The organism is Bradyrhizobium sp. Mp19 (assembly GCF_029952935.1).
Lineage (GTDB): Bacteria > Pseudomonadota > Alphaproteobacteria > Rhizobiales > Xanthobacteraceae > Bradyrhizobium > Bradyrhizobium elkanii.
Map to the genome: position 1 here is coordinate 101,769 of NZ_JASAUT010000016.1, position 14,430 is coordinate 116,198.

Annotated in this window: 14 protein-coding genes; 8 read left to right on the forward strand and 6 right to left on the reverse strand. The window is 64.0% G+C overall.

Annotation, left to right across the window (positions count from 1 at the left end):
* Positions 1-2: 2 nt before the first annotated feature.
* On the reverse strand, positions 3-812 hold the full coding sequence (locus tag QJT82_RS19430; RefSeq protein WP_028341191.1) for an ABC transporter ATP-binding protein: 810 nt from the start codon (positions 810-812) through the stop codon (positions 3-5).
* Entirely contained in the window at positions 809-1,579 is a 771-nt protein-coding gene (locus QJT82_RS19435; RefSeq protein ID WP_035631716.1) for an ABC transporter permease, read from the reverse strand. Before QJT82_RS19435 ends, QJT82_RS19430 begins: the two co-directional genes overlap by 4 nt.
* A gap of 107 nt (positions 1,580-1,686) precedes the next feature.
* Here QJT82_RS19435 and QJT82_RS19440 point away from each other — a divergent pair, with 107 nt between their 5' ends.
* The 3 genes from QJT82_RS19440 to QJT82_RS19450 are packed head-to-tail and all read left to right on the forward strand — an operon-like array spanning position 1,687 to position 5,160.
* The gene (locus QJT82_RS19440) at positions 1,687-2,814 is read left to right on the forward strand and encodes a mandelate racemase/muconate lactonizing enzyme family protein (protein ID WP_028341189.1); all 1,128 of its coding nucleotides are present in this window, start codon (positions 1,687-1,689) and stop codon (positions 2,812-2,814) included.
* Positions 2,814-4,409 (forward strand): GMC family oxidoreductase N-terminal domain-containing protein, encoded by a 1,596-nt coding sequence (locus tag QJT82_RS19445; protein WP_028341188.1) that lies wholly within the window; start codon positions 2,814-2,816, stop codon positions 4,407-4,409. The genes QJT82_RS19440 and QJT82_RS19445 overlap by 1 nt, the downstream gene beginning before the upstream one ends.
* Before the next feature lie 28 nt (positions 4,410-4,437).
* Positions 4,438-5,160 (forward strand): GntR family transcriptional regulator, encoded by a 723-nt coding sequence (locus tag QJT82_RS19450; protein WP_028341187.1) that lies wholly within the window; start codon positions 4,438-4,440, stop codon positions 5,158-5,160.
* A 10-nt stretch (positions 5,161-5,170) separates the two neighbouring features.
* On the opposite strand, the gene QJT82_RS19455 is transcribed toward QJT82_RS19450, so the two are convergent.
* The 4 genes from QJT82_RS19455 to QJT82_RS19470 are packed head-to-tail and all read right to left on the reverse strand — an operon-like array spanning position 5,171 to position 9,010.
* Positions 5,171-6,961 (reverse strand): chloride channel protein, encoded by a 1,791-nt coding sequence (locus QJT82_RS19455; RefSeq protein WP_028341186.1) that lies wholly within the window; start codon positions 6,959-6,961, stop codon positions 5,171-5,173.
* A 1-nt stretch (position 6,962) separates the two neighbouring features.
* Positions 6,963-7,229, reverse strand: a complete 267-nt coding sequence (locus tag QJT82_RS19460) for an SUMF1/EgtB/PvdO family nonheme iron enzyme (RefSeq protein WP_028341185.1) — start codon at positions 7,227-7,229, stop codon at positions 6,963-6,965.
* Positions 7,226-7,960 (reverse strand): SDR family oxidoreductase, encoded by a 735-nt coding sequence (locus tag QJT82_RS19465; protein ID WP_028341184.1) that lies wholly within the window; start codon positions 7,958-7,960, stop codon positions 7,226-7,228. Before QJT82_RS19465 ends, QJT82_RS19460 begins: the two co-directional genes overlap by 4 nt.
* A gap of 15 nt (positions 7,961-7,975) precedes the next feature.
* Positions 7,976-9,010 carry a LacI family DNA-binding transcriptional regulator gene (locus QJT82_RS19470; RefSeq protein WP_028341183.1) on the reverse strand — a complete coding sequence of 345 codons (1,035 nt, stop codon included), beginning with the start codon at positions 9,008-9,010 and terminating at the stop codon, positions 7,976-7,978.
* A gap of 181 nt (positions 9,011-9,191) precedes the next feature.
* Between QJT82_RS19470 and QJT82_RS19475 the strand changes: the two genes are divergently transcribed.
* Genes QJT82_RS19475 through ugpC form a run of 5 tightly spaced genes read left to right on the forward strand, consistent with a single transcriptional unit; the run spans position 9,192 to position 14,363 of the window.
* On the forward strand, positions 9,192-10,493 hold the full coding sequence (locus QJT82_RS19475; RefSeq protein ID WP_028341182.1) for a sugar ABC transporter substrate-binding protein: 1,302 nt from the start codon (positions 9,192-9,194) through the stop codon (positions 10,491-10,493).
* Positions 10,494-10,551: 58 nt separating this feature from the next.
* Positions 10,552-11,439 carry a sugar ABC transporter permease gene (locus tag QJT82_RS19480; protein WP_035631714.1) on the forward strand — a complete coding sequence of 296 codons (888 nt, stop codon included), beginning with the start codon at positions 10,552-10,554 and terminating at the stop codon, positions 11,437-11,439.
* A 4-nt stretch (positions 11,440-11,443) separates the two neighbouring features.
* The gene (locus tag QJT82_RS19485) at positions 11,444-12,271 is read left to right on the forward strand and encodes a carbohydrate ABC transporter permease (protein ID WP_028341180.1); all 828 of its coding nucleotides are present in this window, start codon (positions 11,444-11,446) and stop codon (positions 12,269-12,271) included.
* Between the two features lie 7 nt (positions 12,272-12,278).
* Positions 12,279-13,283 (forward strand): zinc-binding dehydrogenase, encoded by a 1,005-nt coding sequence (locus QJT82_RS19490; RefSeq protein ID WP_028341179.1) that lies wholly within the window; start codon positions 12,279-12,281, stop codon positions 13,281-13,283.
* Between the two features lie 6 nt (positions 13,284-13,289).
* Positions 13,290-14,363, forward strand: coding sequence for a sn-glycerol-3-phosphate ABC transporter ATP-binding protein UgpC (gene ugpC / locus QJT82_RS19495; RefSeq protein ID WP_028341178.1), 1,074 nt, complete (start codon positions 13,290-13,292; stop codon positions 14,361-14,363).
* Positions 14,364-14,430: the final 67 nt, after the last annotated feature.

Sequence of the window (14,430 nt, forward strand, 5' to 3'; positions counted from 1 at the left end):
GTTTATTCCGAGAATGAGACCGGACGCATCTGCGCCTGCTGGGCGCGATACTCGTCCATCACCAGATGCTTGATATGGCTTCGCAGCTCGCCGAATTCCGGCCGCTCCTGGATCGATTCGTCACGCGGATAGGCGAACGGCACGTCGATGATCTGCCTGATCCGCGCCGGCCGCGCGGTCACCACCACGATACGGGACGCGAGATAGATCGCCTCCTCCACGGAGTGGGTGATCAGCATGACCGTCTTGCCTTCGGTCTGGAGCACCTTGAGCAGCAGGTTCTGCATGTTGGAGCGGGTCTGGGCGTCGAGCGCACCGAACGGCTCGTCCATCAGCAGGAACTGCGGCTTGACGGCGTAAGCCCGCGCGATCGCGAGCCGCTGACGCATGCCGCCGGACAAGTGCTTCGGATAGGAGTTGGCGAAGTCGGACAGCCCCATCAGGCCGAGATAGTGATCGCAGATCGAATCGCGCTCGCCGGCCGCGACGTGATTGGCCCGGAGCGTCAGGCCGAAAGCGATGTTCTGTTTCACGGTCAGCCATGGGAAGACGCCGTATTCCTGGAAGATGACGCCGCGCTCGGGACCGGGACCGGCGACGGGCTGTCCGTCGAACAGCACGCTTCCGGTCGTCGGCTTCTGGAAGCCGGCGAGCATGCTCATCATCGTGGTCTTGCCGCAGCCAGAAGGGCCGATTACCGCGATGAAATCGCCATCGTTGATATCGTAGCTGACATCCTCGACGACGTTGAGGCGTCCCTTCGGGGTCTCGAAGGCAAGCGAAACCTTGTCGAACCGTGCACGCGTGGTCATGCGATGGCCCGATCCTGCCAGACCAGCAACCGGGCCGTGATCTTGCGCAGGATCATGTCCATGATCAGCGCGATCAGGCCGATGCAGATGATGCCGACATAGATGACGTCGAGCAGGAAGTAGGTCGACGCATTCTGGATCATGGCGCCAAGCCCACGCTGGGCTGCGATCAGTTCGGATGCCACCAGCGTCGCCCAGGCTACCCCAAGCGCGACCCGCAGCGCGGTGAGGATGTGCGGAACGGTGAGGGGAATGATGACCTTGCGGAAGATTTCCGCCTGACTGGCGCCGAGCGTCTGCGCCACGCGGATATAGAGCGGCGTGATCTGCGAGACTCCCTCATACATGACGATCACGCCGGAGAAGAACGAGGCGTAGAACAGGATGACGAGCTTTGCGAGCTCGTCCACGCCGAAATAGACGATGACGAGCGGGATCAGCGCGATCGGCGGCAGCGCGCGGAAGAAGTTGATCATGGGGTCGGCGAAGGTGCGGGCCGGGCGATACCATCCGAGCAGAAAGCCGACGGGCACCGCGACGAGAATTCCAAGCGAGACGCCGAAAAAGACGCGCCTGGTCGAGGCGAAGATGTCGATCAAAAGGCCTTCCTTGGTGAGAAGCTCGACGAACTTCGCGGCGACCTGGTGCGGGGCGGGGATCAGCGATGCGTTGACGAAGCCGCTCCAGCGCACGGCATACCAGAGCAGGATCGCTCCGACCCACGGTATCAACCCGAGACCAAAGCGTCTCACGCCAGCTCCGTCCATTCGACGCATCCACCCAGATTGCAGTTGATGTTTGGCCAAGTCATATTATAAATAGGATGACCATACAAGCGCCGCTTTGGTCGTAGGCGCCGCAGGCTTTTCCGCGCATGACATCGCCGCCTTTCACTATCCGGAGCGTCCAGGCCTTTGGCTTTCGCTATCCGCTGACGACGCCGGTCATCACCTCGTTCGGGCGCATGGCGGACCGGCCTGCCGTGTTCGTTCGGGTCGAGGACACGGACGGTTACGCGGGCTGGGGCGAGGTCTGGTGCAACTTTCCCGCGCCGGGCGCCGAGCATCGTGTTCGGCTGGTCAACGAGGTACTGGCACCGGCGCTTGTCGGATTCAGGGCAAGCGAACCTGATGCCGCATTCGAGCGATTAACGCGGGGAACTTCGGTGCTCGCGTTGCAATCCGGCGAAGCGGGCCCGTTCGCGCAATCGATCGCCGGCATCGATCTCGCGGTCTGGGATCTCCATGCGCGCCGCCGGAACGTTGCGTTGTGGAAACTGCTTGGCGGATCGCGGAAGCGGATCAAGGTCTATGCCAGCGGCATCAATCCAGTCGGATCGGAGCGAGCGGCGGAAGCAGCCCTCGGCCGCGGCTACCGCGCCTTGAAGCTGAAGATCGGCTTCGATCCGGCAGACGACCGGGCCAACCTCGCCGCGCTGCGCCGCCTCGTCGGCAATGGCATGCTTGCAGCCGACGTCAACCAGGGTTGGACCATCGCGCAGGCGCTCGAGCGTGCGCCGCAGCTCGAGCCGTTCGGCCTTGACTGGCTCGAGGAGCCCATCCGCGCGGACCGTCCGCGGCAGGAATGGAAGCAATTGAGCGAGACGATCCGCTTTCCACTCGCGGCCGGTGAGAACATCACGAGCCACGCCGGCTTTGCCGAGGTGCTGAGCGAGCCGGTTCTCGGTATCGTCCAGCCTGACATCGCCAAGTGGGGCGGGCTCTCGGCTTGCGCCGGCGTCGCCCGCGACATCCTGACGTCAGGTAAGATGTTCTGTCCGCACTATCTCGGCGCCGGCATCGGCCTGTTGGCATCGGCGCATCTGCTGGCGGGCGTCGGCGGCGAGGGACTGCTGGAGGTCGACAGCAATGAGAACCCGCTGCGGGATCAATTCTGCGGCCCCGTGCTTCATGTCAGCGATGGAATGATCGAACTCGGCGACGAGGCGGGTCTCGGCTTCACGCCCGATCTTGCCTCGATCGAACAATACCGGACCGCCTGATGTCGGGGCTTGGCTACGATTACATCATCGTCGGTGCGGGGTCGGCCGGCTGTGTGGTCGCAAACAGACTGTCGGCCGATCCTGCCTGCCGCGTGCTGCTGCTGGAAGCCGGCGGATCGGACCGGAATTTCTGGCTCAAGCTGCCGGTCGGGTATTACCGGACCATCTACAACGAGCGCTTCTCGCGCCTGTTCAAGACCGAGCCGTCGGAAGGAAGCGGCGGCCGCGCCATCATCTGGCCGCGCGGCCGCGTGCTCGGCGGATCGTCGTCGATCAACGGCCTGATCTTCATCCGCGGCCAGCACGAGGATTTTGACGACTGGGAACGTCTCGGCGCTGCCGGCTGGAGCTATCGCGACGTCCTGCCCTATTTCCGGCGCTACGAGCGCTACCGCGGCGGCGAGAGCCAGTTTCACGGCGGCCTCGGTGAGTTCGAGGTCTCCGATCTCCGGAACGACAACCCGGCGTCGAGGGCCTGGGTGGAGGCTGGCGTGCAGTTCGGTCTGCCGCGCAATCCCGACTTCAACGGCGCGACGACGCTTGGTGTCGGTTCCTATCAGCTCGGCATCGGGCGGCATTGGCGGACCAGCTCGGCATCCGCCTTTCTTCGACCGATTGCCGACCGGCGCAACCTGACCATCATCACGCACGCACAGGTGAGCAAAGTCACCTTCAACGGCCGCGTCGCGACCGGCGTCGAGTGGATCAGCAAGGGGCAGGTTCATCGCGCGACAGCCGATCGCGAGGTCATCCTGTCCGGCGGCGCGCTGCAATCGCCGCAAATCCTCCAGCTTTCCGGGATCGGTCCGGCCGACCTGCTTCGCAAGCACGGTATCGCCGTCGTCACCGACTCGCCCGAAGTCGGCTCCAATCTGCAGGACCATTACCAGGCACGGCTGATCGTGCGCCTGAAGGAGCGGATCTCGCTCAATGACCAGGTCCGCAATCCTGTCGAGCTCGCGAAGATGGGGTTGCAGTGGATGCTGGCCGGGCGGGGGCCGTTGACGGTCGGGGCGGGACAGGTGGGCGGAGCGGCCTGTTCCGAATATGCGGTCGGTGGCCGTCCGGACGTGCAGTTCAACGTGATGCCGCTCTCCGTCGACAAGCCCGGCGAACCCCTCCACAGCTATTCCGGCTTCACGGCTTCGGTCTGGCAATGCCACGGCCGGTCGCGCGGACAGCTCGCGATCCGCTCGGCCGATCCGTTCGAGCAGCCGCTGATCGCGCCCAACTATTTCGCCGAGGAGATCGACCGCAAGACCATCGTTGCCGGCCTGAAGATCCTGCGCGAGATCTATCGGCAAAAGGCCTTCCGCCCGTTCTGGGATGCCGAAATGGTGCCGGGCGAGACCGCAAGCAATGATGCCGGGCTGTGGGATTTCGCGCGCAATACCGGCGGCACGGTGTTTCACTGCGTCGGGACCTGCCGCATGGGCAGCGACGAGCGGGCAGTACTCGATCCGCAGCTGCGGGTGCGCGGCGTCGAGCAGCTGCGCGTGATCGACGCCTCGGTGATGCCGCGGATCACCTCGGCCAACACCAATGCGACCAGCCTGATGATCGGCGAACGCGGTGCAGCCCTTGTCATGCCGTGATTGGGCCGCTTGATTTCTGGAGGGCGAGATGGAATTGAGTTCCGACAGTCACGTCCCCAAATACGCGCAGATTGCCGATATCTTTCGCCAGCGGATTGCGCGCGGTGTCTGGAGTCAAGGTTTTCGCCTGCCGGCCAACGAGGAGCTGGCGGCCGAGTTCGGCGTCTCGCGCGTCACCATCAGGCAGGCCGTCGAACTGCTCGCCCGCGACGGTGTCATCGAGGCGCAGCAGGGCCGCGGCACCTTCGTCACCGGGACCGTACGACAGGACCGCTGGCTCAAGGTCGAGACCACCCTGTCCGATCTCGCGGACATGTACCGCGACACCTCACCGGAGATCATCAACATCTCGGAAAGCCGGAGCGATGCGCCGTTGCTTCCCGAAGACGGCAAGCCGGCCGAGAAATATGTCTTCATGCGCCGTCTGCACTCGCGGCAGAAGCAACCTTACTGCGTCATTTCCATCTACCTCGATGAGAAGATCTTTCGCAGGTCTCCAAAGCGCTTTCGCAACGAGACGGTGATCCCGATCCTCAACGATCTCAGGGATCCGGCGATTGCCAGCGCCCGCCAGACATTGACCATCGGAACCGCAGACATCGAGGCGGCGCGGCTGCTGCGCGTACCTTTGAACTCGCCGGTCGCCGAAGTCCGCCGTGTCTTTACGACCAGCGATCGCACCGTGATCTATCTCGGTGAAGTCACCTATCGCGGCGATTTTGTGCGGATCGATATGGATCTAAGGCCATAGCGCGCGAGGATCACCGCGAAAACAGCTCCTGGTTCCGGCGTTCGAGCTCTTCCCCATAGGTACGCAGCACATGGGATTCGCTTAAGGTGCCGATCGTGACGCGATGGTCGGCACGGTCAATGACCGCGAGGACGTCGGCTTCGCTCCGTTCAAAGGCCTTCAGGATCTCGCGAACCGACGTGGTCGGAAGCAGGTATTCATCCTGCTGCTGGGCCAGCGACCCGAGCGGTTCGTCGTCCCGATTGGTGACGGAATGCAGTGTCGCCGCCGCAACGATGCCGGCATAGCTGCCGTTCGGATCGCGCAGCATGACCTGTCGGACCTGCGCCGGAGAAAACAGCTTCTGCGCCTCGCCGATCGGCATTGTCGTCAGTGCATTCTCGAAGTCGGCGCGCATCAGGGAAGCCGCGCTCATCTGACGGACCCAGCCGATGTCCTGCGGACCGCGGATCACCTCGCCGCGCAGGTGGAAGCGCCATGTCGCAAAGCTGTAGCCGAACAACTCGCGGACGATGAGCGCGCAGACCGATGATGCGACCACGGCCCCGACGGTCACGGAGAAATCGCCGGTGATCTCGAGCGCGAGACAAACCATGCTGAACGGTGCGCCCAGCACACCGGTTCCGAGTGCGGCGAGAGCCGCGATGGCGGCGGTGCCGGGCTGAAGCGCGAGCGTGGGGAGGGGGCCGGTCAGCACGACGCTGTAGAGCTGGCCGATCAGCGCGCCGAGCAGCAGCGAGGCGAAGAACAGGCCGCCGCGAAAGCCGGAGCCGAGCGAGACGGCCGACGCCAGGATCTTGAGCACGATGGTCGTCGTGAGCAGGAGCCAGGTCGGATTGCTGACCAGCAGGATCTGCATTGCGCCATGGCCTGCGCCGAGCACGGTCGGCGTCAGCAGGGCGAGGCCGCCGAGCAGCAGGCCGCCGAGGATCGGACGCATGAAGCCGCTGAAGAGCGTGACGCGCTGAAAGCAACGCTCGGAGAATGCGACCGCGAGCATGACGAGGATGCTGACGAATGCGCAAATGACGCCGATCAGCACGGTCTGTCCGATCATCTCGACGGACACGGGCGATGGGAAACCGGGCACCATCAGAAAGGACTGGTGCGTCAACTCCCGCGCCACCAGCCAGGCCGTGACTGCGCTGGCGATGACGGGCACGAGAGCGGCCGAAGTGTAGGCTCCCAGCACGACCTCGAAGGCATAGAAGGCGCCGGCCAGCGGAGCCGAAAACGCTGCGCTGATCGCCCCCGCCGCGCCGCAGGCCACCAATAGCCGCATGTCGTTGCGGCGGGCGGCGAGGCGCTGGCCGACATGGGAGCCAAACATCGAGCAGATCTGCGTGTATCCCGCTTCCAGTCCGACCGATCCACCGAACCCGTTGGACAGCAGCGTCTGGATCGAGATCAGCAGGCTGCCGCGGAAGGACACCCGGCCGCCATAGAGCGCGTTGGCTTCGATGGCGTCAGCGAGCTGTTGTCCCTTCACGCGCCGCGCGAAGTACAGCCCGATCAGCGCCAGGACCAGGCCGCCAACTGCCGGGATCAGCAGTGTGCGCTGCCAGGAAATGACGCCGGTGGCGCTGAGATGTGCGTCGAGGGGAATGTCGAACAGCAGTGCGTGCGAGGCCTGGCTGAGGCCCGAGATCGCGGCAACGAGGACGCCGCTCAGCAACCCGACGACAATGCCGACCAGCACGAGGCCAGTCTCGCGATTGCGCACGAAATTTCGCAAGAACTGCGGCAACAGACGGGTGCCGGGAGCAGGGGCCGGCTTCGCGGCATTTGTCGCCAGCGTCATCCTATGCTTGGCTCCGCAGCGGCCCGGTGCGCGCGACAGGAAAGCCGATCTTGCTCGACGAGCCGACCGACCCGTTCAGGTTTCGTGCTGCGAAGTGGTGGCGGCTGCCGCAGGACTCGTCGCTGAGGAAGGATTCACCGCGCGTCGAGCGGTTCGGTGCGGGCTCGCGATTCAAGGGGACTCCCGGCGGTGCGAGGCGGTCCTCGCACCATTCCCAGACATTTCCGGCGACATTATGCAGGCCGTATTCGTTGGTTTCCTGGCTCATCCGGCAAGAAATCCGCCATCCACCGCGACGACGGTGCCGGTCGCATATTGTGATGCCGGCATGCAGAGGAACGCGACGGCTCCCGCGATGTCCTCCGGCTGACCCCAGCGCTTGAAAGCGGTGCGGTCGGCGATGCGCTGATAGTGCACGCGATCGGTGCGGCCGGCTGCATTGATCGCCGTTTCGATATAGCCGGGTGCAACCGCATTGACCCGGATGCCTTGCTCGGCCCATGCCAAGGCGAGCGCCTTGGTCAGCATCACGACACCGCCCTTGCTGGCGCAATAAGCCGGGATTCGCGGCAGCGCCAATGTCGCATTCATCGAGGCAAGATTGACGATCGAGCCCTTGCTCTCGGCGAGAAGCGGGCGGAACGCCATGCAGGTTCGAAAGGTGCCCGTGAGATTGACGTCGAGCACCTTCATGAAGGTCTCGATCTCGTATTCCTTGTCGCGGGCGAGAATTCCCGCGCAGTTGACCAGCGCATCGACGCGCTTGTGCTGGCGGGCGAAAGAGGCGACGGCGTCGTCGTTCGTAACGTCGAGCGTCGCGAGTGTGAGTCCGGGGCGCGATTTCAGCAAAGTGCGCGCCAGATCGGTCTCGTTGGCCGCCGTTGCGGTCACCGTCGCACCGAGGTCGCAAAACTGATTGCTGATTGCAGCGCCGATGTCGCCGGCGCCGCCGATCACCACGGCATGGAAGTCGGGCGCAAGAGAAAAATTTGAGCGCATTGGAGGGGTCTCACTTCAGGATTTGAGAGGGGGAGCCGTCGATTCACGGACCACCAGGGAGAAGTCGATCTCGCGATGCATGATGGTCTGCTCGCCGGCGAGGCTGCGCACCAGATATTCCCCGGCGCGCTGCCAGGTTTCTCCGGTCGGTACGTGGATCGTGGTCAGGCTCGGCCGCAAATGGCGGCTCCAGTCGAGATCGTCGAAGCCGACCACCGACAGGTCGCGCGGCACCGAAAATCCATCGCGCTCCGCCTCGAGCAACACGCCGTAGGCGATGACATCGTTGCCGCAGACGACGGCGGTCGGACGATCCTTCAGGTTGAGGAGATAGCGGGCCGCTTCGCGCGCGTCGTCCAGCGTGTAGGGCACCTCGACATGCCATTGCGGAGGAAGCTCCAGGCGGTTCTCGGTGAGGGCGCGGCGAAAGCCGGCGACGCGAGCGCTGGCGCGATCGTTGTTGCGCTGGAGCGCCGAGACGATCCCGATGCGGCGGTGGCCAAGCTCGATGACGTGCGCGGCGGCGCGATGGGCGGCCGCTTCGTTGTTCGTTCCGACGCAAGGGTGGGGCCGATCAGGCTGGTAGATGCCGACATTGATGAAGGGAACCGCATTGTCCGCAAGCAACTTGCGCAGTCCGTCGTGATGGCAATCACCGCGCAGCACAAGTCCATCGACGCCGCGGCTGATCAGATTGCGCGCTTGTTGCAATTCGACGTCGAGATCGTAGCCGCTCGTGGTGAGAAACAGCATGTATCCGACCGAGCAGAGATACTGCTGGAGCGAGGCGATGCCGCGCGCGAACATCGTGTTGTCGATTGTCGGAACGATCGCGCCAAGAGTGCGCGAGCGCCGTGACGACAGAATGCGCGCCGGCGCATGCGGAATGTAGCCGAGCGCATCGATGGCCTGTTCGATGCGCGCCCGCAAGGAAGGGCTTACCGCATCGGGATTGTTGAGTGCGCGCGACACCGAGGCCGTTGAGACGCCGGCGCGGGCCGCCACGGCGCGGATGCCCTGTTTCACGGATTTGGCGTTGGTCAATCGCATCAATGTAACGTTACATTCGATGGAGCAAACCGCGCGGTAGCGGTAATCTCGTAAATTTGCCGCAGAATATTCGGTTTGTCCATTGCTTGACACAACCGATGTGAGGTCTAGATTGTAACCGTTTTCAAGCCGCGTTCAAATGGCCCGCCAGCTTAAGGCGGCCAGCCGGGAGGAGAGTTCGATGAAGGCCAGGATGCTCGCGACGCACGTCGCGTTGCCCGTTCTCGCGATTGTCGCCGTCAGCGCGCAGGCTCATGCAGCCGATTTCGACTGGATGAAGTTCAAGGGCAGGACCGTCACCTTTCTCGCCAATAACAATCCGGTCGCGCAGGCGCTGCTGACCTACAAGGCCGATTTCGAGAAGCTGACCGGCATGACCCTGAAGGTCGACGGCTATCAGGAACAGCAGATGCGCCAGCGTCTGGTTACCGTCATGAATGCGAACAGCGACGAGGTTGACGTGTTCATGACGCTGCCTTCGCGCGAGGGCGAGCAGTTCGCCGCGGCCGGCTGGTACGGTGATCTCACTGCGATGGCCAAGAACGAGGTGGCCAAGGAATACGACCCGGCCGGGTTGAGTCAGGCCCTGCTCAAGGCTGCGACCTTCGGCGGCAAGCTGACCAGCATGCCGATGAACATCGAAGGTCCGATCTTCTATTACCGCACCGACATCTTCAAGAAGTGCGGCCTTGAGGCGCCAAAGACCATCAAGGATGTCGCGGCGGCCGCCGAGAAGATCAAGGCCTGCGACAGCGCTGTCACGCCCTTTGTCTCGCGTGGCCTCAAGCCCGCGGTTGCCTACACCTTCAGCAACATGCTGCACAACATCGGAGGCAGTTACATCGCAGGCGGCAAGTCGAACCTCTGCTCGGCCAAGGGCAAGGAAGCGCTCGACACCTATAGCCGGCTGCTGCGCGACTTCGGTCCGCCGGGTGTGGTCAACTACAGCTTCCAGCAGATTTCGGCGCTCTACCGCAGCGGCCGCGCCGCGATGGCATTCGAATCCTCGAATGAGTTGCGCACGGTGATGGAGGGCGGCGCGCGGCTCAAAGACACCGGCCTGTTGCCGTTCCCGGCAGGCGAAGCCGGCCAGGTGCCGACCACGATCGGCTGGGGCATGGCGGTGTCCTCGCACAGCAAGCAGCCGGACGCAGCCTGGTACTTCGTGCAGTGGGCGACCAGCCCCGAGGTGCAGAAGAAAATGGCGCTCCAGGGCATTGCCCCGCCGCGGCCGTCGGTTGCCAAGGATCCTGAGTACCGCAAATGGATCGACGAAGAACCCGTCCGCAAGGAATGGCAGGCTGCGCTCGACGTGCTGGCCACGAAGGGCTCCTCCGAGGTCGGCTATCCCATCATCGCTAACCCGGAATCGCGCGAGTTCATCGGCCAGGCCGTGCAGGACCTGATCTTGAAGCAGAAGCCGATCGACCAAGCCTGTGCTGATGCCGACAAGGCGCTCGATGCGCTGATCGCCCAGAAGTAACCGCTTGATGCTGGCAGGCTTGTGCGTGCCGGCGCCTCACTCTCAAGGAAACGGATGCATGTCGGACGCGGCTGCGACACTCACGCAGGACCGGCAAAAGCTGGAAATGTCGGCGCTATCGGCGCCGGCCGTGATCTTCACGGTCGCGATGATCGCGTTTCCGGTCGTCTATACGATCTGGCTCGGCTTCCAGACATTCTCCTCGACCGGCAAGCAGTCCTTCGCGGGTCTCGCCAATTACTCAAAGCTGATCTCCGACTACGAGTTTTGGCACGGGCTCTGGGTCACCATAGCGCTCTATGTGCTGTCGCTGGTGCTCCAGCTCGTCTTCGGCGTGTGGCTGGCTCTGGTGTTGTTTCACGCCAAGCGCCTGCCGGGAATCGTGCGCTCGCTGTTCATCTCCCCGTTCATGATGCCGCCGGTGGTGGCGGGCATGATGTGGCTGGTGATCCTCGATCCCTCGCTGGGTGCGGCCAATTACATCCTCCAGTCGTTCGGCCTGCCGCCGTCGGACTGGCTGGCGTCGCCGACCTGGGTCATTCCGACCGTCGCTCTGATCGACAGCTGGCAGTGGACGCCATACGTCGCCTTGATCGTGCTGGGCGGCCTGCAATCCCTGCCGCCAAGCGTCTACGAAGCGGCGCAGATCGACGGGGCTTCGCCGTTCAAGACCTTCCAGCGCATCACTCTGCCGCTGCTCTTGCCGACCATCGTCACCGCGGCCATCCTGCGCAGTGTCGATCTCCTGCGTTTCTTCGACATCATCTACATCACGACCCAGGGCGGGCCAGGCAACGCCTCGAACACACTCAACATCTACGGCTTCCGGGTCGGCTTCGAATTCTTCAACATCGGCTATGCCAGCGCCCTGATGCTGACGCTGACGGCGATCGTGTTCGGCGCCGTGCTCGCCTTCAACCGCCTGCGCGGCGCCGTGGCGTGGTGATGTCATGACGGACGCCGCCAACACCGACCGCTGGATCCGCTGGCTCAACACCGTGCAGCTCGTGCTGGCCGGCGTGCTCATCATGGCCCCGACGGTCTGGATGGTGCTGTCCTCGTTCAAGCCGTCGTTCGAGGTCACGGCCTATCCGCCGACGCTGATCTTCACGCCAACGCTCGACAATTATGTCGAGCTGACGAAGACCACGCCGTTCCTCAGCTATGCGCTCAACAGCCTCATCGTCACCGTCGGCTCGACAGCGCTCGGCCTACTGTTCGGCATCCCCGCCGCGTTCGCCGTCTCCTGGACACGGATCTCGTGGCCGGCGATCCTGACGCTCGCCGCGCGCATGGCGCCCGGCACGCTGTTCCTGCTGCCGTGGTACGTCATGTTCCGGCAGGTCGGCATGATCGGCTCCTACACCGCGCTGATCCTGAGCCACGCGGTCATCACGCTGCCGATCGTGATCTGGGTACTGCTGCCATCCTTCGACGGCATCCCGCGCAGCGTCTTCGAGGCGGCGCAGGTCGACGGGTGCGGCGTCACGCGCATCCTCTGGCGCATCGCGCTGCCGCTGGTGGCATCAGGCGTCGCCGTCTCGGCGATCCTCGCCTTCGTCTTCTCATGGAACTACTTCCTGTTTGCGCTGGTGCTCTCCAACGGCGACACCAAGACGCTGATCGCGGCGGCCTTCAACTTCATCGGCGAAGGCTCGACGCAATGGGGCGCCCTCATGGCCGCGGCGACGCTGATCGCGCTGCCGCCGCTGGTGCTGGCTGCCCTGGTGCAGCGCTGGCTGGTGTCCGGACTGACGCTCGGCGCGGTGAAAGGTTAGGTATCTGATGAACGTGTCACCCCGTCCGAATTCGATCATGCAGGCCGCGGTCTTCCACGGCAACGACCGCATCACCATCGAGCGCGTGGCAATGCCCGACGTCGGCACGGGTGAAGTGCTCGTGCGCGTTTCGCGCACCGCATTGTGCGGCTCCGATTTCAAGCTCTGGCACAAGGGTGCCGAGTTCACCGCCGGACACGAAATCTTTGGCGTCGTCGAACAGCCCGGTCATCGGCTGCACGGCCACCGATGCGCCGTCTACATTCCGTTGCATTGCGGCCATTGCGCCGCCTGCAAGCGCGGCGACACCCAGATGTGCCTGGAAGTCTCCAGCCTGATCGGCTGGAACCGGCCGGGTGGCTATGCCGAATATGTGCCGGTGCCGGAAAATTGTCTGCTGCCGGTGCCTGACGATATCGAGGACAGCCTCGCGCCGCTGCTGCTCGACACCATCGGCACGTCGGGCCACGCCGTGCGCTTCGTCGGCCGCGTGGTGCCGCCCGGTGAGGCCGGACCTGTTCTTGTCATGGGCGCCGGGCCGGTCGGCCTCGGCGTCGTGCTGGCGCTGCGCGCGCTCGGTTATAACGACATCTACGTGGCCGATCCGAACACGGCGCGTCTGAACATCGCACAATCCTTTGGTGCGAAAGCGCATCCGGTCGGGGACACCTCGCAGCGCTTCGCTCTCATCATGGAATGCTCCGGCGCGCATGCGGCGCGCAATCTCGGCATCGAGCTTGTCCTGCCGCGCGGTGCGCTGGTGCTGGTCGGCGAGAACGCCGCGCCCTGGACCATCGAGGAGGGCAAGGTGTTCCGCCGCAAGGACTTCTACATGATCCGGACCTTCTACTTCCCGGTCTCGGATTTCGAGCCGAACATCGAGCTGCTGCGCAAGTTCAAGGACGAATACCGCGTCCTCGTCGACGGCGAGTTCGGCCTGTCGGCCCTGCCTGAGAATTTCGCCCGCTTTGCCAGGGGCGAGCTGATCAAGCCGGTACTGGCGCTGGGTTAGGCGATCATGGCCTCGATCTCGATCCGCAACCTCGTCAAGCGCTACGGCAGTTTTAGCGTGATCCCCGATCTCAATCTGGAGATCGCGGACCATGAATTCGTCGTGTTCGTGGGGCCGTCCGGCTGTGGCAAGTCGACCCTGCTGCGAATCATCGCGGGTCTCGAGCCGATCACGTCCGGTGACCTCTACATCGGCGACAAGCGCGTCAACGGCGTGCAAGCCGCGCAGCGTGACATTGCGATGGTGTTCCAGGACTACGCGCTCTATCCGCACATGCGCGTCTACGACAATATGTCGTTCGCATTGGAGTTGCGGGGAACGCCGAAGGCGGAGATCGATGCGCGCGTCAAGCGTGCCGCCGCGCTGCTGCACATCGAGCCCTATCTCGATCGCAAGCCGAAGGAGCTCTCCGGCGGACAGCGCCAGCGCGTCGCGATGGGCCGTGCGATTGTGCGCAATCCCAAGGCGTTTCTGTTCGACGAGCCGCTGTCCAACCTCGACGCAAAACTGCGCGGGCAGGTGCGGGCCGAGATCAAGGCGCTATCGCAGGAGCTCAAGACCACCATGGTCTTCGTGACCCATGACCAGATCGAGGCCATGACGATGGCCGACCGGATCGTGGTGCTCCAGAACGGGACCATCCAGCAATACGACACGCCGGAGACGGTCTACGAGCGGCCGGCCAACCAGTTCGTCGCCGGCTTCATCGGCTCGCCTGCCATGAACTTCTTCCCGGTCGAATGGCGTGGGGAGCGCGCGATCCTTTCGCAAGGCGCAACGGCGGTGCCGCTGGATGGCGAGACCGCAAGCCGGTTGCGCCGGGCCGGCAGCGCGATCCTCGGCGTTCGCCCCGAGCATTTCGTCGCGGCCACTGATACGGCCGATGGCGTTGCCATCAACGTCAAGCTCGTCGAGCCGCTCGGCTCGGATACGCTGATCCATTTCGATCTCGCCGGCGTCTCCGCGATTGCAAGGGTCGATCCGTCGTTGCGACCAAAGCTCGGCGATCGCCTGAGCTTGCGGCCGCAGCCGGGCAAGACGCATTTGTTCGATGCAGCGAACGGGCAGGTCTTGCGGTGAGCGCATTGGCAAATATCGGAGATCTTTCGGCGCTCGCGGATGTGGCGTCGGGAGCCAAGCGCGTCCA